The organism is Stenotrophomonas sp. STEN046, from assembly GCF_056759755.1.
Genome location: NZ_JBRRDR010000014.1, coordinates 72,855 through 92,202, shown reverse-complemented (window position 1 = coordinate 92,202; position 19,348 = coordinate 72,855). Strand labels below are relative to the sequence as shown.

The 19,348-nt window shown below is 67.6% G+C and carries 19 protein-coding genes and 1 riboswitch; of the genes, 7 read left to right on the top strand and 12 right to left on the bottom strand.

Translation table 11 applies throughout. The features are described 5' to 3' along the window. Nucleotides 1-102: 102 nt before the first annotated feature. Nucleotides 103-681 carry a histidine phosphatase family protein gene (locus tag ACVOLJ_RS09260; protein WP_475279376.1) on the bottom strand — a complete coding sequence of 193 codons (579 nt, stop codon included), beginning with the start codon at nucleotides 679-681 and terminating at the stop codon, nucleotides 103-105. A gap of 188 nt (nucleotides 682-869) precedes the next feature. Continuing rightward, nucleotides 870-1,091, top strand: a riboswitch (cobalamin riboswitch). Between the two features lie 117 nt (nucleotides 1,092-1,208). On the opposite strand from ACVOLJ_RS09260, the gene btuB reads away from it, so the two are divergent. Next, nucleotides 1,209-3,050, top strand: coding sequence for a TonB-dependent vitamin B12 receptor (gene btuB / locus ACVOLJ_RS09255; RefSeq protein WP_481564005.1), 1,842 nt, complete (start codon nucleotides 1,209-1,211; stop codon nucleotides 3,048-3,050). Nucleotides 3,051-3,148: 98 nt separating this feature from the next. Here btuB and gph read toward each other — a convergent pair whose 3' ends face one another. The 3 genes from gph to ACVOLJ_RS09240 are packed head-to-tail and all read right to left on the bottom strand — an operon-like array spanning nucleotide 3,149 to nucleotide 5,573. After that, nucleotides 3,149-3,805, bottom strand: coding sequence for a phosphoglycolate phosphatase (gph, locus tag ACVOLJ_RS09250; protein WP_481564009.1), 657 nt, complete (start codon nucleotides 3,803-3,805; stop codon nucleotides 3,149-3,151). Nucleotides 3,806-3,855: 50 nt separating this feature from the next. Next, the gene (locus ACVOLJ_RS09245) at nucleotides 3,856-4,647 is read right to left on the bottom strand and encodes a class I SAM-dependent methyltransferase (RefSeq protein WP_481564004.1); all 792 of its coding nucleotides are present in this window, start codon (nucleotides 4,645-4,647) and stop codon (nucleotides 3,856-3,858) included. After that, nucleotides 4,644-5,573: a LysR family transcriptional regulator gene (locus tag ACVOLJ_RS09240; RefSeq protein WP_481564003.1), complete on the bottom strand. Its 930-nt coding sequence runs from the start codon at nucleotides 5,571-5,573 to the stop codon at nucleotides 4,644-4,646. The genes ACVOLJ_RS09245 and ACVOLJ_RS09240 overlap by 4 nt, the downstream gene beginning before the upstream one ends. Before the next feature lie 106 nt (nucleotides 5,574-5,679). Between ACVOLJ_RS09240 and ACVOLJ_RS09235 the strand changes: the two genes are divergently transcribed. Next, nucleotides 5,680-6,318 (top strand): NAD(P)-dependent oxidoreductase, encoded by a 639-nt coding sequence (locus ACVOLJ_RS09235; protein ID WP_481564002.1) that lies wholly within the window; start codon nucleotides 5,680-5,682, stop codon nucleotides 6,316-6,318. A 59-nt stretch (nucleotides 6,319-6,377) separates the two neighbouring features. Continuing rightward, a complete protein-coding gene (locus ACVOLJ_RS09230; RefSeq protein WP_475279381.1) occupies nucleotides 6,378-7,289 on the top strand; it encodes an MBL fold metallo-hydrolase in 912 nt (303 codons plus the stop codon). 345 nt (nucleotides 7,290-7,634) lie between these two features. Here ACVOLJ_RS09230 and dinB read toward each other — a convergent pair whose 3' ends face one another. Further along, nucleotides 7,635-8,729 (bottom strand): DNA polymerase IV, encoded by a 1,095-nt coding sequence (gene dinB / locus ACVOLJ_RS09225; RefSeq protein WP_481564001.1) that lies wholly within the window; start codon nucleotides 8,727-8,729, stop codon nucleotides 7,635-7,637. A 191-nt stretch (nucleotides 8,730-8,920) separates the two neighbouring features. Here dinB and fabA point away from each other — a divergent pair, with 191 nt between their 5' ends. Then, nucleotides 8,921-9,436: a 3-hydroxyacyl-[acyl-carrier-protein] dehydratase FabA gene (gene fabA, locus ACVOLJ_RS09220; RefSeq protein WP_025878420.1), complete on the top strand. Its 516-nt coding sequence runs from the start codon at nucleotides 8,921-8,923 to the stop codon at nucleotides 9,434-9,436. Then, nucleotides 9,436-10,644: a beta-ketoacyl-ACP synthase I gene (fabB, locus tag ACVOLJ_RS09215; protein WP_475279383.1), complete on the top strand. Its 1,209-nt coding sequence runs from the start codon at nucleotides 9,436-9,438 to the stop codon at nucleotides 10,642-10,644. The genes fabA and fabB overlap by 1 nt, the downstream gene beginning before the upstream one ends. Nucleotides 10,645-10,759: 115 nt before the next feature. On the opposite strand, the gene ACVOLJ_RS09210 is transcribed toward fabB, so the two are convergent. The 3 genes from ACVOLJ_RS09210 to ACVOLJ_RS09200 are packed head-to-tail and all read right to left on the bottom strand — an operon-like array spanning nucleotide 10,760 to nucleotide 13,208. Next, complete coding sequence (locus ACVOLJ_RS09210; protein WP_475279384.1) at nucleotides 10,760-11,443, bottom strand: HAD family hydrolase; 684 nt, start codon at nucleotides 11,441-11,443, stop codon at nucleotides 10,760-10,762. Next, a complete protein-coding gene (locus ACVOLJ_RS09205; RefSeq protein ID WP_475279385.1) occupies nucleotides 11,440-12,141 on the bottom strand; it encodes a pseudouridine synthase in 702 nt (233 codons plus the stop codon). The genes ACVOLJ_RS09210 and ACVOLJ_RS09205 overlap by 4 nt, the downstream gene beginning before the upstream one ends. Continuing rightward, on the bottom strand, nucleotides 12,138-13,208 hold the full coding sequence (locus ACVOLJ_RS09200) for a class I SAM-dependent methyltransferase (RefSeq protein WP_481564000.1): 1,071 nt from the start codon (nucleotides 13,206-13,208) through the stop codon (nucleotides 12,138-12,140). Before ACVOLJ_RS09200 ends, ACVOLJ_RS09205 begins: the two co-directional genes overlap by 4 nt. A 156-nt stretch (nucleotides 13,209-13,364) precedes the next feature. Between ACVOLJ_RS09200 and ACVOLJ_RS09195 the strand changes: the two genes are divergently transcribed. Beyond that, nucleotides 13,365-13,628 (top strand): hypothetical protein, encoded by a 264-nt coding sequence (locus tag ACVOLJ_RS09195; protein ID WP_230110317.1) that lies wholly within the window; start codon nucleotides 13,365-13,367, stop codon nucleotides 13,626-13,628. A gap of 94 nt (nucleotides 13,629-13,722) precedes the next feature. On the opposite strand, the gene ACVOLJ_RS09190 is transcribed toward ACVOLJ_RS09195, so the two are convergent. Further along, nucleotides 13,723-14,016 (bottom strand): DUF3247 family protein, encoded by a 294-nt coding sequence (locus ACVOLJ_RS09190; RefSeq protein WP_481563999.1) that lies wholly within the window; start codon nucleotides 14,014-14,016, stop codon nucleotides 13,723-13,725. A gap of 44 nt (nucleotides 14,017-14,060) precedes the next feature. Then, nucleotides 14,061-16,046, bottom strand: a complete 1,986-nt coding sequence (locus ACVOLJ_RS09185) for a hybrid sensor histidine kinase/response regulator (RefSeq protein ID WP_475279530.1) — start codon at nucleotides 16,044-16,046, stop codon at nucleotides 14,061-14,063. A gap of 247 nt (nucleotides 16,047-16,293) precedes the next feature. Here ACVOLJ_RS09185 and ACVOLJ_RS09180 point away from each other — a divergent pair, with 247 nt between their 5' ends. Continuing rightward, a complete protein-coding gene (locus ACVOLJ_RS09180; protein ID WP_475279388.1) occupies nucleotides 16,294-16,860 on the top strand; it encodes a DUF3016 domain-containing protein in 567 nt (188 codons plus the stop codon). A 117-nt stretch (nucleotides 16,861-16,977) separates the two neighbouring features. Here ACVOLJ_RS09180 and alr read toward each other — a convergent pair whose 3' ends face one another. Together alr and ACVOLJ_RS09170 are read right to left on the bottom strand one after the other, a co-directional pair. After that, a complete protein-coding gene (gene alr / locus ACVOLJ_RS09175) occupies nucleotides 16,978-18,045 on the bottom strand; it encodes an alanine racemase (protein WP_481563998.1) in 1,068 nt (355 codons plus the stop codon). Continuing rightward, complete coding sequence (locus ACVOLJ_RS09170) at nucleotides 18,024-19,328, bottom strand: D-amino acid dehydrogenase (RefSeq protein WP_475279390.1); 1,305 nt, start codon at nucleotides 19,326-19,328, stop codon at nucleotides 18,024-18,026. The genes alr and ACVOLJ_RS09170 overlap by 22 nt, the downstream gene beginning before the upstream one ends. Nucleotides 19,329-19,348: the final 20 nt, after the last annotated feature.

Here is a 19,348-nt window from a genome sequence, read left to right as displayed (position 1 = left end):
CCACCCGCGTCGCTTGTCGGGTTCGGCCGGGCCCAGCCGCGGCGCCCCGTTCGGGGGGCGGGGGGGCAAGCGCCGGGCTCGGCCCCGCCGCTACCGAATTGGTCAGGGCTGCTGCAGCTCCAGCAGCTCGCCCACCAGCCCCGCTTCACTGCGCTCCACCCACACCCGCAGGCGGGTGCCGTGGTCGATGCGCAGCGCCCAGCACAGCGACATCGGCAGGCCGCATACCTGCGACAGCACCATGCGCAGCGGGCCGCCATGGCTGACTACGACGGTCGGCGGCGGATCGTCGTCATCCATCAATCGATCCAGCGCGCGTGCGATGCGACGCTCGAAGTGGCCCCAGCTTTCGCCGTTGGGTGGCGGAAACGCGTGCGGATCGGCGTGGAAGGCGGCCAACGCGTCCTCCGGCAGATCCAGCAACGACTGCCCGTCCCAATCGCCGAAATCGAGTTCTTCCCACTCCTCGTCCGACTCCACGTCCAGTCCACGCGGCGTGGCCAGGGCCATCGCTGTGTGCAGCGAACGCAGGCGCGGCGAGCTGATCACCCGTTCCCATTCCTGTCCGGCATAGGCGTCCACCAGTTCCTGCGGCAGGCGGGCCAGCTGCGCAGGATCGCTGCGGCCATCGAGGTACTCATCGCGACCGTTGCCGGCGTGGCGGACCAGATCGAGGATCATGCGCGTGCGCCGCGGGAGCGACGCGAAAACAGCGTAAAGCAAGCGGACATCGGCAACGGCACCACGATAATTCGAGCTGCATTCTAGTGGCTGGGGCCGCTCACGCCCACCACGCCGGAGCTGGCAGCCGCCCAGGTGGCCTCCATGCGCCATGCAGGCCCGATGCTACGCGGCGGCGGCGATGCCGTAGACTGCGCGCACTTCCAGGTGACCTGCGGCCCTGCCGGCAGGTTGAAACGGGAAGCCGGTGACGCGTGGAAACACGCCATGCCGGCGCTGCCCCCGCAACGGTAAGCACGTCAGTTCCAGGCAAGATCGCCACTGTGCCGCAGGCATGGGAAGGCGCCTGGACGGTGGCCTCGCGCCACCTGGCGGCGAGCCCGGAGACCGGCCCGGAAGCCTCAGGTCGCGATGCGGTGGGCATGGCGCTGGACGCGCATGGCAATCGCCGTGGCGTCAGCGCTTGCCTGCCCTCGCGACTCCTCCCCTTCGCTGCGCGGGCGTGCGCGGCACCTGGAGTCCCCCCGATGAAGCTGCAGATTTCCGTATTGTCCCTGGCCATGCTGGCCACCCTGCCCGCGTTGGCCCATGCCGACGAAAGCACCGCCGCGCTGGACCAGGTGCTGGTCACCGCCACCCGCACGCCCATCGCCCTGCAGGACAGCATCGCGCCTGCACAGGTGATCGACCGCGCCCAGATCGAATCCAGCCAGGCCACCTCGCTGCAGGAGCTGCTGCAGGGCCGTGCCGGCATCAACCTGACCAATGCCGGCGGCCTGGGCAAGCAGAGCTCGCTGTTCCTGCGCGGCACCAATTCCTCGCACACGGTGGTGCTGGTTGATGGCGTGCGCATCAACAGCGCCGACCTCGGCCTGGCGATGTACCAGGACCTGCCGCTGGCGCAGATCGAGCGCGTGGAAATCGTGCGCGGTCCGCAGTCCAGCCTGTACGGTGCCGATGCCATCGGCGGCGTGATCCAGATCTTCACCCGGCGCAACCAGGGCGATTTCGCACCGCACTTCCAGCTGGGCGGTGGCAGCAACGGTCTGCGCGAAGCCAGTGGCGGCATCGGCGGCGGCACCGAGCGCGGCTGGTTCGGCGCCGACATCGCCTACCAGCACTCCGATGGCATCGACGCCTGCCGGGGTTCGGCCACGCTGTTCACCGGCTGCTTTGCCGACGAGCCCGACCGCGATGGCTACCGCAACCTGTCCAAGAGCCTGCGCGGTGGCTACACCTTCAACGACCAGTGGAGCCTGGAGGGCAGCGCGCTGCGCGCCGATGGCGAAAACCACTACGACGGCTACTACAACTACTCCGAAACGCGCCAGCAGGTACTGTCCGGCAAGCTGCGCTACACCCCGTCCGAGCAGCTGGCGCTGACCGCCAACGTCGGCCGCAGCGACAACGAATCGGACAACTTCGGTGATTTCGGTGCACGCGGCAGCGCACAGACACACCGCGACAGTGCGTCGTTGCAGGCCGATATCGGCGTGGCCGAAGGCCAGCTGCTGAGCACCGGTGTCGACTGGAGCGAAGACAACCTCAATGGCAGCAGCGCCGGTTACCTGGTCGACAGCCGCCGCAACACCGGCGTGTTCGTGCAGTACCAGGCCCGCTTCGGTCGCCACCAGCTGCAGGCCAGCGCGCGCAACGACGACAACGCGCAGTTCGGCAACCATGCCACCGGCAGCCTCGGCTGGGCGATGACGCTGGAGCACGGTCTGCGCGTGAACGCCAGCTACGGCACCGCGTTCAAGGCGCCCACCTTCAGCGATCTGTACGATCCGTGGAGTGGCGTGCCGACGCTGGATCCGGAGAAGTCCAAGAGCGCAAATATCGGCATCTCGCAGCAGGGCCAGGGCTGGCATTGGGGGCTGGATGTCTACCAGACCCGTATCGACGACCTGATCACCTACGATGCGGCGACCTTCAGGATGCAGCAGGTGGAGAAGGCACGCATCCGCGGCGCCGAACTGACCGCCGGCGCCACCCTTGCCGGTTTCGACATCAACGGGCAGTTGAGCTTCACCGACCCGCGCAACCGCACCAACGGCAGCAGCCAGTTCGACAACTGGCTGGCGCGCCGTGCGCAGCAGACCGCGCGCCTGGACGTGGATCGCCGCTTCGGCGATTTCCGCGCCGGCCTGACCGTGCAGGGCGCGGGCAAGCGCTACGACGATGCCGCCAATGCGGTGAAGGTCGGCGGCTACGGCACCCTGGACCTGCGTGCGGACTATGCACTGACCCCGGCATGGTCGGTGCTGGCACGGGTGGCCAACGTGTTCGATCGCCAGTACGAGACCGTGGCGTGGTTCAACCAGCGTGGCCGTGAGTATCAGCTGAGCGTGCGTTACCAGCCGAAGTGACCGCAACGGCCACGGTAGTGCCGGCCGCTGGCCGGCAACATCATGACCTTCGGCAGCGCGCCACGGGGTGCCGGCCAACGGCCGGCACTACCGTCGCGTCAGTCCTGCAGTCCCGGCAGTTCACGCAGGTCGTCGATTACCGCGACGGCCTGTGCGTTGTCCAGATCCAGTCCGCGCGGATAGCCGTAGCGCACCAGTGCGATCGGCATGCCGGCATCTTCGGCGGCGCAGTAGTCGGTCAGCGAATCACCCACCATCAGGCACTGCTCCACGGCCAGGTTGAAGTGGGCCGCGATGTGCCGCAACGGCTCGCCACTGGGCTTGCGCTGCGGCAGCGAGTCGCCGCCCAGCACCAGCGCGAACGCATCGGCGATCCCCAGGTGCTCAAGCAACGGCGGCACCAGCGCAGCCGGCTTGTTGGTGCAGATCGCCAGCGGTACGTTCAACGCGCGCAGCTGCGCCAGCGCTTCCACCACACCATCGAACAGCTGCGGGCTGCGCAGCAGGCATTGGCGGTAGTGCACCATGAACACCGGCATCACCTCGGCCAGGTCGACCTCGCGCCCTGCGGCCTGCATCGCCTGCTCCACCAAGCGGCGAACACCATCACCGATCCAGCCCAGCACGGTGGCTTCCGGTACGCGTGCAACGCCGATGTCTTCCAGCGTGCGGTTCAGCGCTTCGGCGATATCGGCTGCGCTGTCGACCAGCGTGCCATCGAGGTCGAACACGACCAGCGGATAGGGATACGACAACGGACGGCTCACTTGTGCAACGTGGGGCCGTCCATTGTACGCCCGCGTCCTCAGCCGATCCGGCGCGCGCGGGTAGCCAGGAACGTCGGCAGGTAGCGGTCGATCACGAAGCGCGGCTGCGGCTGCCAGTCTTCCATGAAGCGATCGATCACGAACCCTGCATCGAGCTGACCGCCGATCAGTTCAGCCAGGCTGTGGCCGAAGGTGAGTGCTTCGCCACGGGCCAGCTTGGCCTCCCGTGCTGCCGGTTCCAGGTCTTCCAGGTCCGAATAGGGAATGGCGTACTGCGGGCGCATCAGGCCCTGCTCACTCAGCTGCGGATCACGCGAAGCAACGAATACCACCGGATTGTAGAAGCTGGCCATCAGCAGGCCATCGCGTGCCAGCACGCGCTGGCATTCGGCCCACACCGGGCGCACGTCGGGCACGTACAGGTTCGAGATGGGATGGAACACCACGTCGAAACTGCCGTTGGCAAAGACACGCAGATCGCGCATGTCGCCCTGCACGGTGCGCAGCGGCAGACCATCGCGGTCGGCAACGGCGCGATCCTGTGCGAGCTGGCCATCGGAAAGATCGAACACGGTAACGTCGGCGCCGGCCGCCGCCAGCACGGGGGCTTGTTGTCCACCGGCCGATGCCAGGCACAGGATGCGCCGGCCGCGAACGTCACCCAGCCAATCCAGCGGCAGCGCGCGCGGCGTCAGGTGCACCTGCCAGCGCCCTTCGCGCGCCGCGGCGATGGTTTCGGCATCCACCGGTCGCGACCACTCGCGCACCTCGCTGGCCTGGCGGTCCCAGGCCGCACGGTTGTGATCGATCAACGCCTGTCCATGGTTCATGTGTTCTCCTTGCCCGAGGGGCGCCAGTCCAGATCCTGGAAGGCCGGGCTCGCGAAGCATTCGGCGAGGAAGTCCAGGAATCGCCGCATGATAACGGGCTGCTGCCGGCGCGATGCATACACCGCATGAATGCCCAGTTCTTCCAGGCTGTACGCCGGCAGCAGTTCGATCAGTTCACCGCTACGCAGCAACGGTGCGACCTGGTAGGTCGGCAGCATCGCGATGCCGGCATTGGCGCGCACCGCCTCCAGCAGCAGCGAGGCTTCGTTGGCGCTGATGTTGCCGCCCACGGCCACCGACAGTGACCGCCCATCGCGGTGCAGCTGCCACAGGCTCTTGCCCACGTAGTGATGGGTCAGGCAGTTGTGTGCGGCCAGATGCTCCGGTGCGGTCGGGGTGCCACGTGCCTGCAGGTAGCCCGGGGTCGCACACAGCACCGAGCGGCAGGTCGCCAGCCGTCGCGCGATTAGGCTGGGGTCGATCTGCCGCGCAATGCGGACCGCAAGATCAACACGTTCTTCAACCAGGTTGACCGTGCGGTCCACCAGCAGCAGTTCGATCCGTGCAGCTGGATGACGCTGCACGAACGCCGCCACCGCGCGCGCCAGATGGCTCTGGCCGAACGACACGCTGGCGGTGATGCGCAGCGTGCCGTGCGGCTCGGGATCATCGCTGGCCAGCTCGCCCTGCAGCTCATCGCCGATCGCCAGCATCTGCCGGAACCGGGCCAGCGCCGCTTCGCCCGCACCGGTCAGGCTGATCCGGCGCGTGGTCCTGTGCAGCAGGCGGGCGCCGAGCCAGCCCTCCACTTCGGCCAGGTAGCGGCTGACCATCGCCCGCGACATGTCCAGCACCTCGGCGGCGGCGGTAAGGCTGCCGCGTTCGGCGACTTCGACAAACACGGTCATGGCGGTCAATCGGTCCATCTGCTCGATCCATGCAACAAACATGCGCGTTATACGCTGTTTTTCGAGCGAGTGCAGCGGCCTACAGTGGGCTCATCCCCCACGCCCCACCCCACGGAGTCCTGCCATGAAGATCGCCCTCGTCGGTGCCACCGGCAATATCGGCCGCCAGATCGCCCGCCACGCGCTGGCCAACGGCCATTCCCTCACCGTCATCGTGCGCAGCGCGGACGATCTGCCGGCCGAACTGGCCGGTGCCCATCCGGTCATCGCCGCGCTGGACGACCAGGACGCGCTGGTCGCGGCCATCGCCGGCCACGACGTGCTGGCCAGCGCCTACGGCCCGCGCCCGGGCGATGACATCGGCCGCGTCGGCGAGGTCGCCGCGCAGCTGGCCGCTGCCGCCCGCAAGGCCGGCGTGCCGCGCCTGGTGGTGGTCGGCGGCGCCGGCAGCCTGGAAGTCGCCCCCGGCGTGCAGCTGGTCGACACCCCCACCTTCCCCGACGCCTACAAGCCTTACGCACTGGCCCACCGCGAAGCGTTCAAGCGCCTGCAGGCGGTGGATGAGCTGGACTGGACGTTCTTCTCACCGGCCGCCGAAATCGGCCCGGGCGACGAACGCGGCCAGTACCGCGTGCAGGCCAAGGCGTTCCTGGCCGATGCCAGCGGCCACAGCCGCATCAGCTACGCCGACTATGGCGCCGCGTTCGTCGCCGAGCTGGAAGCGCACCGCTACCCGAAGCAGATCATCACTGCCGCGTACTGATCGACACTGCCGCCGGGCATGGCCCACGCTCGGCTCGCCATCCGCCACAAGGAATTCCCATGCGTACCACTGCCCTGCTGCTTCCCCTCGCCCTGGCCGCCACCTTCACCAGTGCCCCGCTGCTGGCCGCGCCGGCCACCACGGCACCGGCCACGGCGGCGAAGTCCCAACTGCGCCTGCAGACCTTCCATCCCGGCCCGCAGGCGATGTTCGCGGTGTCCTCGGTGCTGATCGAAGGCCGCCACGAGGCGATCCTGGTGAACGCGCAGTTCGGCGCCAGCGACGCGCGCAACGTGGTCGAACTGATCCGCGCCAGCGGCAAGCAGCTGACCACGATCTACATCAGCCACAGCGATCCCGATTACTACTTCGGCCTGGCCACCCTGCAGGACGCGTTCCCGCAGGCGCGGATCGTCGCCACCGCACAGACCGTCGCGCACATCCAGCAGACCCAGGCCGGCAAGCTGGCGTACTGGGGACCGAAGATGGGCAGCGACGCTCCCGCGCGCATCGTGGTGCCGTCCGTGCTTGAGGGCGACGCGCTGCTGCTGGAAGGCCAGCGCCTGCCGCTGATCGGGCTGGATGGCCCGACGCCGGACCGCAGCGTGCTGTGGGTGCCGTCGCTGCGCGCGATCGTCGGCGGCATTCCGGTGGTGGCCGGCGAGCATGTGTGGATGGCCGATACGCAGACGCCGCAGTCGCATGCCGATTGGCTGCGCACGCTGCAGCAGCTGCAGGCTTTGAAGCCGAAGATGGTGGTGCCCGGTCACTACGCCGAGGGTGCTGCGCTGGATGCCAGCGCACTGCGCTTTACCGCCGACTACATCCGTGCATTCGATGTGGAGACCGCCAAGGCCAAGGACAGCGCCGCGCTGGTCAAGGCGATGCAGGCGCGCTACCCGAAGCTGGCAGGTGTGGAGTCGCTGCAGCTGAGTGCGAAGGTGGCCAAGGGCGAGATGCAGTGGCCATGAGGTAGGTAGGGGTTCTTTTGCAGGGCTGCGCCCTGCACCCGCTGCAAGCCAGAGCAACGTCAACGTCAAAAGCCTGCATTCCGTTGGTTGGCGAGGTGGGTCCGGTTGCGGGGGGCGCTGCAAGTACGTCCATGTAAGCTCGGTCGCCGCTTGCTCGTGTGCGCTGTCCTGCGCACACGGCAAGACCGGGGTTGGGCGTCCTACCCAACCCGCCCGAGGCATGCCTCGGGCCCATGCGGCTCACGCCCCCGCAACCGGACCCACCTCGCCTTCGACAGATTCCCGCGATCTGTCGGAATGGCATGGCCTGCTGTTGGCAGGTGTCGACCTTGGTCGACACATGTATCAGGTACGTGGGGAATCGTTCGTTGCGTGCTCGAACAATTCGCCCTGCACCACCGGTTCCTTTTCACGGAAGCCACCGAGGCCGACACCGACCAGCCGGTAGCGGGTATCCGCTGGCAGATCCACCCGCGCGCGCAGTGCCAACGCGATATCGCGCAGTTCCTGCATCGTTTCCGGCGGGCGTTCCGGGGTGAAGCTGCGGGTGAGGATACGGAACTGCGCGGTCTTCAGTTTCAGCACCACGGTGTGACCGATGCGTTCGGTCTTGCGCGTGGCCTGCCAGGTCTTCCCGGCCAGCTGCACGATCGCCTCGGCCAGATCTTCCAGCAGCAGGTCCTCGGCGAAAGTGTCCTCGGACGAAATCGACTGCACCTGCTGGTCCGGTTCCACCGGTCGTTCGTCGATACCGCGTGCGCGGTTGTACAGGCTGCGGCCGAAACTGCCGAAAGCGTCCTCCAGATCCGGCAGCGTCCACTGCCGCAGGTCGCCACAGGTGATGATGCCGCGCGCGGCCAGCTTGCCTTCCATCACCTTGCCCACGCCCGGCACACGATTGACCGGCAGCGGCAGCAGGAACGCGTCGACCCGTTGCGGTGGAATCACGAACTGGCCATCCGGCTTGCGCCAGTCCGAGGCGATCTTGGCCAGGAACTTGTTCGGCGCGATGCCCGCTGAAGCCGTCAGGTTGGTTTCCTCGCGGATCTGCGTGCGGATGGTGCGGGCGATGTCGGTGGCCAGTGCCGCACCGCTCTTCGGATCGGTGACATCCAGATACGCCTCGTCCAGCGACAGCGGCTCGACCAGGTCGGTATGGCGCAGGAAGATCTCGCGCACGTGGCGTGACACCGCCTTGTAACGGGCGAAGTCCGGCGGCACGAAGATCGCGTCCGGGCACAGGCGCTCGGCGCGCAGCGCCGGCATCGCCGAACGCACGCCGAACACGCGTGCCTCGTACGAGGCGGCACACACCACTGAACGCGCGCCGCGCCATGCCACAACCACCGGCTTGCCGCGCAGTGACGGATCGTCGCGCTGCTCCACCGACGCGTAGAACGCGTCCATGTCGACGTGGATGATCTTGCGCAGTGCGTTCATGGTTGGCCCACATGATACCTGCACCGTACCCGTCCAGACGCCGAAGTATGGTCGTTGTGCATCAACGGGATGCGTGGTTTCAGCTGAAAACACTACGCAAGCGTACGGAGACGCGGTTTGATATCCGCCTGATCCGTCGTGCATCCTCGGGAACTCGTTGCCTTGTTTTCGCTTCCAGGATTGCGCTTTCCATGACTCGTCTTCACGCGTTCAACCGCGACCAGCTGCTGGCCAGCGCACGCGGTGAACTGTTCGGCGCTGCCGCCGGGCGGTTGCCCAACGACCCGATGCTGATGTTTGACCGCATCACCGAAATCCGCGAGGACGGCGGACCGCATGGCAAGGGCATGGTACGCGCCGAACTGGATATCCGCCCGGACCTGTGGTTCTTCGGCTGCCACTTCATCGGCGACCCGGTGATGCCCGGCTGCCTGGGCCTGGATGCCATGTGGCAGCTGACCGGCTTCTTCCTGACCTGGCTGGGCGCGCCCGGCAAGGGCCGCGCGCTGGGTTGCGGCGAGGTGAAGTTCACCGGCCAGGTGCTGCCGGACGCCAAGCTGGTGCGCTACGAGATCGATATCAGCCGGGTCATCAACCGCAAGCTGGTGATGGCCCAGTCCGACGCACGCATGTACGTGGATGACCGCGAAATCTACAACGCCCGCGACCTGCGCGTGGGCCTGTTCACTGAAACCGGGAGCTTCTGATGCGTCGCGTCGTCATCACCGGCATGGGCATCACGTCCTGCCTCGGCAACGATCTGGATACCGTGTCCTCCGCCCTGCGTGAAGGCCGCGCCGGCATCACCGCGCTGGCCGACCACGCCGAAGCGGGCCTGCGCAGCCAGGTGGGCGGTCGCGTCGACCTCGACCTGGATGCGTTGATCGACCGCAAGCAGAAGCGCTTCATGAGCGACGCGGCGGCCTTCGCCTACCTGGCCATGGCTGATGCCATCAGCGATGCCGGCCTGACCGCCGAGCAGGTCAGCGGCCTGCGCACCGGCCTGATCGCCGGTTCCGGTGGCGGCTCCAGTGAATGGCAGGTGGGTGCGGTGGACCTGCTGCGCAGCCGTGGCGTGCGCAAGGTCGGCCCGTACATGGTGCCGCGCACGATGTGCTCCACGGTGTCGGCATGCCTGGCCACCGCATTCCAGATCAAGGGCGTCAGCTACTCTCTGTCGGCCGCCTGCGCGACCTCGGCACACTGCATCGGCGCAGCCGCCGATCTGATCCGCCATGGCGCGCAGGACATCATGTTCGCCGGCGGCGGTGAAGACCTGCACTGGTCGATGAGCGTGATGTTCGATGCGATGGGTGCGCTGTCCACCAGCTTCAACGAGACCCCGGCCAGCGCCTCGCGCCCCTATGACAAGGACCGCGACGGCTTCGTCATCGCCGGTGGCGGCGGCATGCTGGTGCTGGAAGATTACGATCACGCCGTGGCGCGTGGCGCGCACATCCATGCCGAGCTGATCGGCTATGGCGTGACCTCCGACGGTGCCGACATGGTCGCCCCGTCCGGCGAAGGCGCGGTGCGCTGCATGAAGATGGCGCTGCAGAACGTCGACCGCCCGCTGGATTACCTCAACACCCACGGCACCTCGACGCCGCTGGGCGATGTGACCGAACTCGGTGCGATCCGCGAAGTGTTCGGCGATGCGATTCCGCCGCTGTCTTCGACCAAGGCGCTGTCGGGCCATTCGCTGGGCGCTGCCAGCGTGCACGAGGCGATCTACTGCCTGCTGATGATGCGCGATGGTTTCGTGGCCGGTTCGGCCAACATCGGCGAGCTGGACCCGAAGGTGGAAGGCTTCCCGATCCTGCGCGAAAGCCGCGCGCAGAAGCTGGATACGGTGATGTCCAACAGCTTCGGTTTCGGTGGCACCAACGCGGCACTGGTGTTCGGCCGGGTGTGATGGGAAGGCGTGCCGACCAACGGTCGGCACCCACCGGAGGCGGTAGCGCCGGGCCATGCCCGGCGAGAGCAGTGAAGCGTGCCGACCAACGGTCGGCACCCACCATCACCCACCACTACCTCGGCAGCAACGGCAGCAACAACGCGTGCGCATCCACCAATGAGCCGACGATGCGGTGGCCCAGCGCGCGCAGTTCTTCATCCGGATGCACCAGGTCCGGCACCTGGATCACGGTCATGCCGGCGGCCAGTGCGGCGCGTGTGCCGGCCGGTGAGTCCTCCAGCGCCAGGCAGCGTTCCGGTGCCTGGCCCAACCGCTGTGCGGCCAACAGATAGATGTCCGGCGCCGGCTTCGGCCGCGCCACATCGCCACTGGTGATCACCACGTCGAAGTACGGCAGCAGGCCGGCCGCCGCCAGCTTGCGGTTGGCCCGCGGTTGCCGCGTGGTGGTGGCCACCGCACGCGGAATGGCGTGGGCCTTCAGCAGGTCCAGCAGCTCCACGATGCCCGGACGCAGCGGCAGGCCGGTCTGGGTACGCGCCTCGTACAGGTCGTGGCAGCGTGCGGCCATGGCCTCGATCATGCTGTCTTCGATGCCCTGCTGGCGCAGCAGCGCGTGGCTGTCACGGTCGCCCAGGCCCACCATGCGCACGAAGAAGGCAGCATCCAACGGCAGGCCGAACTCCTCGGCCGCCTGGCTCCAGCACGCCAGCGAAACCCGCTCGCTGTCGATCATCAGGCCGTCCATGTCGAAGATGACGGCGTCAGGAAGAAACGGCAGTGCAGCGAATGCGGTCATGGAGCGAACAGCGTATCCAGATCGGTGGAGGTCAAGGTGCGCCACTGCCCCTCGGCCAGCCCCTGCAGGTCCAGGCCACCGACACGGCTGCGGTGCAGCGCCTGCACATGGTTGCCTGCGGCGGCAAACATGCGGCGTACCTGATGGTAGCGGCCTTCGTGCAGTGTCAGCCGGGCCTTGCGCGGGCCAAGCACGTCCAGTTCAGCCGGCAGCAGGGGGGTCTTCTCCGCTTCCAGCATCAACGTACCGCTGGCGAACAGCGCGACCTCGTCACCGCGCAGGTCGTCAGCCAGTTCCACCTCGTAGACCTTGGGCAGCTTCGACTTCGGCGAGATGATCCGGTGCAGCAGGCCACCGTCGTCGGTCAGCAGCAGCAGGCCGCTGGTGTCGCGGTCCAGCCGGCCGACGGTGGACAACACCGGGTCGCGGTCGCGGTAGCGCGGCGGCAGCAGGTCGTAGATCAGGCGGCCCTTGTCCTTGGTCGAGCAGGTGTAGCCGGCCGGCTTGTGCAGTGCCAGCGACAATCCCGCCGGCGGATCCAACGGTTCGCCGTCGACCCGCACTGCCTCGTGCGCCACCTGGTCATCGGCGTACAGCACCTCGCCATCGGCATCGGTGATGCGGCCTTCGCGGAACATCCACTGCACCTGCTTGCGGCTGCCATAGCCGAGGTTGGCGATGAGCTTGATCAGCTTCATCGGCTCTTCCCCTTGCCTTTCACTGCCTCGACCAGCTTGAAGCCATCGCGCTCGGCCACCACGCGCACCGCGCCGAAGCTTTCGTTGAGCGTGTACTCGTACGGCAGGTGGCGGTTGGCCACCACGTACAGGCGACCGCCCGGGCGCAGCGCCTGCGCGGCCACGGCAATGAAGCGCTGGCCGATGTCCGGCCGGTCGGCGCGCGACGGCGTGTGGAACGGTGGATTGCTGATGATGACGTCGTAGTCCGGCTCGATACCGGCGGTGACGTCGCGCCACAGGAAACGCAGCGGCAACGGACGCGGCGGCGGCGAGAGGTTCAGTTCGGCCAGCGCCAGCGCGCGCTGCTCGGCCTCGTAGAGGTCCAGCGCGGTGATCGCGGGGCAACGCTCCAGCAGCTCGCGCGACAGGTAGCCGTAACCGGCGCCGAGATCGGCGGCGCGACCGGCCAGGTCGGCCGGCAGGTGCTCGGCCAGCAGCGCCGAGGCCGGATCGATGCGGTCCCAGGCGAACACGCCCGGACGGCTGAGGAAGCGGCCACCGACGATCGGCCGCACCGCGTCCAGCGCACCCCAGTGCTTGGCCAGGTCAGCATCGTGCTGGCCCTGCAGCGGAGCGGTCCAGAACACGCGGCAATGGTTCTTGGTCAGGCTGCCGCCCAGGCCGGTCAGCTGCTTGAGGTCGCCTTCACCGGAGCGGGCACCTTCGTTGTTGTGCTGGCAGGCCACGATGCGGCCACCGTCGGCCACCAGCGCCAGGGCACGGGCGAACAGCGCACGGGCCTCCTCGCGCTGGCGCGGGGGCAGCACCAGCACCAGCGGGTAGCGGCCGCGACCGGCCGCATCGTCAAGCTGGGCAGTGACGGTCCACTGGGCGGCCTGCTGCAGCGGCTGGGCGAACGGGGCAAAGCTCTGTTCGCAGTCCAGCGCGCGGCCGCCGGCCTGCTCGCGCAGGGCCCAGCCATCGCGGGCACGCAGGAAGGCGACCGGGCCTTCCGGCCAGCGCAGGGCGCCGCTGGAGAACGGCAGGAGCAGGGTCTGCAGGGGGGCGTCGTCGCTGGATGCCATCGGCGCGGGTACTTCAAGCGTGAGGGCCGTCCATTGTACCGGCTTGTCCGGCCCGGCCCCGGCGCTCGCTTTGCGAAACTTCAACGGGGCCTTGATGCCGCAGCAACATGCCTGCGTTCAGGGTAGAAGCTCCCCCGCAACCCATGGAGAAACTGCATGCGTGCCTTGTTCGTCGGAGGTGTCGTCGACAACAGTGAAATGGACCTGGAAGGCAGCCATCCGCCTGTGCACTACCCCGAGGATACCGGCGGCGGCCATTCGCGCTATCGCCTGCACCAGGTCGGCCATGGTGCCGATGGCAGCGTGGCCTATGCCGTCTACGGCGCACCGGACCTGGCCGACGATGAAGTGTCCCGGGTTGCCGAAGAGCGCGCCTACGCGCGGCGGTTCGAGGCGACAGCGACGCTGTTCGAGCATTGAACACGACGCGCCGTTGCAGCGCCCGGGCCCATGCCCGGGTGACGGCGCTGTCGTGCGGGATGACCGCCGGGCATGGGCTCGGCAGTACCCCCGGTCAGGGGGCCAGCGGCGGCAGTTCGCGGATGCTGTCTATTTCATCCAGCCACACATGGTGCTGCTGCACGGGCGAATCGAGATCGTCCAGGCGCAGCTGACCATTGCTGCCTTCATCACCGGCGTCGTTGCGGTACTGCTGCAGCGTCGGCTGCACCGCGACGGTGCCCAGCAGGCGGCGGCCATCGCGCAGGGTCAGCTGCACACGCGCTTCGCCATGCAACTGCGGCAGCAACGATTCCAGGTGCGCGATCTGCGCAGGATCGGTATGGATACGGGGAGAAATACGGGACATTCGGCGACCTCCTGCAGGCAGGGTCGCCGATCAGCCGTGAACACTCAGTGCAGCAGGGTATCGCCGCGCGTGGCCTGCACGCGCCGCACCACGCCCACCAGCTGCGCCACCGAGTAGGGCTTGGCCACATGTTCCTGGAAGCCCGACGCCAGCGCGCGGCGACGATCATCGGCGCGCGCCAGCGCAGTCACCGCCACTGCAGGCAGTGCCGCGGCATCCACGCCCAGGTCCTGCCGCAGCGTGCTCACCAGGCCGTAGCCATCCATGCCCGGCATGCCGATATCGGTCAGCAGCACGTGATAGTGCAGGTGGCCATTGTCGGCCAGCAGCGCCAGTGCTTCGCCGGCCGAGCTGGCCGCAGACACGCTGGCACCCTGCTCTTCCAGCATGCGGCGCAGGTACTCCAGCACTTCAGGCTGGTCTTCCACCGCCAGCACATGCAGGCCGCGCAGCGGATACGGCTCGACCACCATCGGCTCCAGGATCGGGCCACTGACCACTTCCCGCAACGGCCGCTTCTCTGCATCGCGGATGTGCTGCGGCAGGCGCACGGTGAACGTGGCACCGTGACCGTGCCCGTCACTGGCGGCGCTGACCGTGCCGCCATGCAGTTCCACCAGCTGCTGCACGATCGCCAGGCCCAGACCCAGGCCGCCATGGCGGCGCGTGGTGGTGCCATCGGCTTGGCGGAAGCGGCTGAACAGATGGTTCAGGAATTCCGGCGCGATACCGTCGCCGGTGTCGCGCACGGTGATGACCCAGTAATGGCCCTCGGCCTGCAGCTGCACATCGATGCGGCCCTCGGCCGGCGTGAACTTGATGGCATTGGACAACAGGTTCCAGAACACCTGCTGCAGGCGCGTGGCATCACCCAGCACCTGGCAGGCTTCGCTCGGCAGCTGCAGAGTCACATCCAGCGCCTTGCCTTCGGCCACCAGTTCCTGCGCACCCATCGCTTCGTTCAACTGGTCGCGCAGGTCCAGCACTTCCACTTCCAGCTGCACCTTGCCCAGCAGCATGCTGCTCAGGTCGAGCATGTCCGAGATCAGCCGCTTCTGCGCGGTGGCGCTGTTGGCGATCACGCCCAGGCCCTTGTACAGCGGGCTGGTCGCATCCACACGCTGCAGCAGCAGTTCGCTCCAGCCCAGGATGGTGGTCAACGGCGTGCGCAGTTCGTGCGACAGCGTGGCCAGGAATTCGTCTTTCAGGCGCGCCATGTTCTCGGCGGCACTGCGCGCGGCGCGCTCGGACTGCAGCAGTTCCTCGCGCGCCAGTTCGATCTCGCGGCGATCGGTGACATCCGGGCTGCTGCCGGCCAAGCCGATGAAGCGCCCCATCCGCGAGAAGCGCGGGCGCGCGTTCATTTCCAGCCAGCGCCACTGCCCATCGGCGCGACGGGCGCGCACCAGTGCATGCATCGAACGCTGCGCTTTCAATGCTTCCTGCAGCTCGTACTCGAACACCGAGGCGTCATCGGGATGTACCAGACCGCGCCACACATCTTCCGGAACGCGCGTTTCATCGCCGCCGAAGAATTCACTGAAGGCACTGTTGACGAAGCGTGCATGGCCGCGCTCGTCCAGCACCCACACCGGCATCGGCAGGCCATCGGCCAACGCGCTGAAACGCGCTTCGCTCTCGCCCAGTTCCACTTCCATCTGCTTGCGTGCGGTGACATCGAAGAACAGGATGCCCACCTTGTCTTCGCCGGGCCGGCCCACCCGCACGGCATCGACCGCGAAGGAGCGGCCGAGCGCGCGCGCATCCATTTCAAACTGTGCCGGGCGGCCACTGCGCGCCACTTCACCGTAGATGCGGTACCAGTCTTCTTCGTGCTGCGGCTCCAGATCGCTCATGCGCTGGCCGCGGGCATCCTTCAGGCCGGTGTGGCGCTCGAAGGCGTCGTTGACCTCCAGGAACCGGTAGTCGACAGCCTGGTCCCCCTCGAACAGCACCTGGATCACGCAGAATCCGGCGTTGATGCGCTCCAGCACACCGTGATGCAGGTCAGGTTCGGGCGTCGGTACCATCACGGGCGGACGTCCCAGGAGGGGTGGCTGAGTAGACAATGGGGTGGGTGCAGGCCGGTATGGAGGCACAGCATCTTCCAGAGCGCGTATTCACAGCGTCAAGCGCCTTCAGTCAGGGTTGACGAGCATGAATTGGCGACAACCAGTGTCGCCTTTGACGCATTGGGCCATTGCTGCGGTTCCTCTGCAGGATCAGACTCGATCCGAGATCATCATCCGCCCCGCCCCGGGGACGCAGGAGACTGCCATGAAACGCCCGTTTTCCACCGCCCTGCTGCTGGCCGGCGCACTCGCCGTGGGCAGCGTGGCCGCCGCACCGCGAACGGTGACGGCACCGGACGCACCGCGCGCGTTGCAGGCCGACGGCCCGGTCAGCGTGCAGTGGACCGATCCGGCGAAATTCACCGAGATCCGCCAGAGCACCAACCGTTTCGAAGCCGAACGCGGCGACTGGGTGCAGCAGATTGCGCGCTACGTGCAGACCACCGCTGCCAAGCCGCTGCAGGCAGGGCAGACCCTGGAGGTGACGTTGCTGGACATCAAGCGTGCCGGCGACTATGAACCCTGGCATGGCCCACGCGGCACCGATATCCGCATCATGCGCGACATCTACCCGCCACGCATCAGCCTGCAGTACACGCTGAAGGACGCCAGCGGCCGCATCATCGACGAAGGCGAAGCCAGGCTGAGCGACAGCGGCTACCTGCACAACATCGGCCTGAAGAGCGACAGCGATCCGCTGCGCTACGAAAAGCGCTTGATCGATGACTGGGTAAAGCGCCAGCTGGCCTCGCGGGTTACCGCTGCGCGGTAAGCCCCGGCAGGTGTCGACCTTGGTCGGCCGCTACCCGAGCCGAGCTGCAGCGCAGACCCATCGGTAGGTGTCGACCTTGGTCGACACGCATTCACGGAGCCGAGCATGGGCTTGGCTCTACACGTATTCCTTCGCCACGCGTTTCACGCCGCAGGGCAGCTGGTAGGCACTCACGCCACACCGTGGCGCCAGTTCGGACAGCGTCGGCGCGCTGCCCCACAGTTCCACCACGCTGCCGACGCCGGCCTGCGCATGTGCGGTCAGATCCACCGTCAGCATGTCCATCGACACCCGGCCGATCAACGCACCCGGCTGGCCATCGATCAGCACGGGCGTGCCGTTGGGCGCGAACTGCGGATAACCATCGGCATAGCCCAGCGCGACCACGCCCACGTGCGTGCGCGCCTTGGCCACGAAGCGCGCGCCGTAGCCCACCGGCTCACCGGCTTCGATCCAGCGTTCCGCGATCACCTTCGACTGCATCGTCATCACCGGGCGCAGGCGCGCGGTCAATCCGGTGTTGTCGGGCAGCGGGTTGGCGCCGTACAGCATCAGGCCCGGGCGCACCCAGTCGCTGCGCACGTCCGGCCAGCCCAGCAGCGCCGGCGAGTTGCACACGCTGGTCTCCCCTTCCAGGGCCGCGATGGCCTCGGCGAAGGTCGACGCCTGCTGGTGGGTGCGCTCGCTGTCGAGCTCATCGGCACGCGCCAGGTGGGTCATCATCACGATGCGTGCGACCTGCGGCAGCGCCGACAGTCGCGCATGCGCGGCACGGAAACCGGGCACGTCCAGGCCCAGCCGGTGCATGCCGCTGTCCAGCTTCAGCCACACGGTCAGCGGACGCGGGCTTTCGAAGGCTGCCAGCGCTTCCAGCTGCCACGGCGAACCCACCGAGAACCACAGGTCGTGCTCGGCCACCAGCGCCATTTCGCTGGGCTCGAAGATGCCTTCCAGCAGCAGGATGGGCGCGGTGATACCGGCCTGGCGCAGCTCCAGCGCCTCTTCGATGGTGGCCACGCCGAAGCCATCGGCCTGCCCTTCCAGCGCCTGCGCGCAGCGCACCGCACCGTGCCCATAGGCATCGGCCTTGATGATCGCCAGTGCCTTGCCGCCGCCCAGCTCCCGGGCGAGCCGGTAGTTGCTGCGCAGTGCGCCCAGATCGATCAGCGCGCGGGCAGGACGCATGTGCGGCTCTCATGTTGCGGGGTGTGGCGGTACTGGCCGTAACGGAAGATATCCAGGCCCTCGGTGCTGATCTGCGGCTGGCGCGCACTCATCAGGTCGGCCAGGTAGCGGCCCGAGCCGCAGGCCATGGTCCAGCCCAGGGTGCCGTGGCCGGTGTTGAGGTACAGGTTGCGGAACGGCGTGGCGCCGATCACGGGCGTGCCATCCGGGGTGGCCGGGCGCAGGCCGGTCCAGAACTCGGCCTTGGCCAGATCGCCGCCCTTGGGGTACAGGTCGCGCACCACCAGTTCCAGCGTCTCGCGCCGACGCGGCGACAGCGACAGGTCGAAACCGGCCACTTCGGCCATGCCACCCACGCGGATGCGGTTGTCGAAACGGGTCACCGCGACCTTGTAGCTCTCATCGAGAATGGTCGAGGTCGGTGCCATCGCCGGATCGGTGATCGGCAGCGTCAGCGAATAGCCCTTCAGCGGGTACACCGGCAGGCGCATGCCCAGCGGCGCCACCAGCGCAGGCGAATAGCTGCCCAGCGCCACCACGAAGCGGTCCGCCGTTTCCAGCTTGCCGCCGATGCGCACGCCGGTGATGCGATCGCCGTCGAACTCGACGCCGGTGATGTCCTGGTCGTAGCGGAACTCGACGCCCGCTTCGGCCGCCATCTGTGCCAGGCGACGGGTGAACAGCTGGCAGTCGCCGGTCTGGTCGCGCGGCAGGCGCAGCGCACCGACCAGCCCATCGACGTGGGCCAGCGCCGGTTCGGCCTGGATGATGCCGGCGCGGTCCAGCACTTCATACGGCACGCCGTACTGGGCCAGGATCTCGATGTCCTGCGCCGAGGCGTCCAGCTGCTGCTGGGTGCGGAACAGCTGGGTGGTGCCCAGGTCGCGGCCTTCGAAATCGATGCCGATCTGTGCGCGCAGTTCGTTCAGGCAGTCGCGGCTGTACTCGGACATGCGCACCATGCGCGCCTTGTTGATTGCGTAGCGTTCGTGGGTGCAGTTGCGCAGCATCTGCCACAGCCAGCGGTACTGGGCCAGGTCCATGCCCGGCTTGATCGCCAGCGGCGCGTGCTTTTCAAACAGCCAGCCGATCGCCTTCTTCGGCACGCCCGGGGCGGCCCATGGCGAGGTGTAGCCGAATGACAGCTGGCCGGCGTTGGCGAAACTGGTCTCCAGCGCAGGACCGGGCTGGCGGTCGATGACCGTGACTTCAAACCCGGCCTGTCGCAGGTACCAGGCACTGGTAGTGCCGATCACGCCGCTGCCGAGAACTAGGACTCGCATGAAACCTCCAACCCGATCAT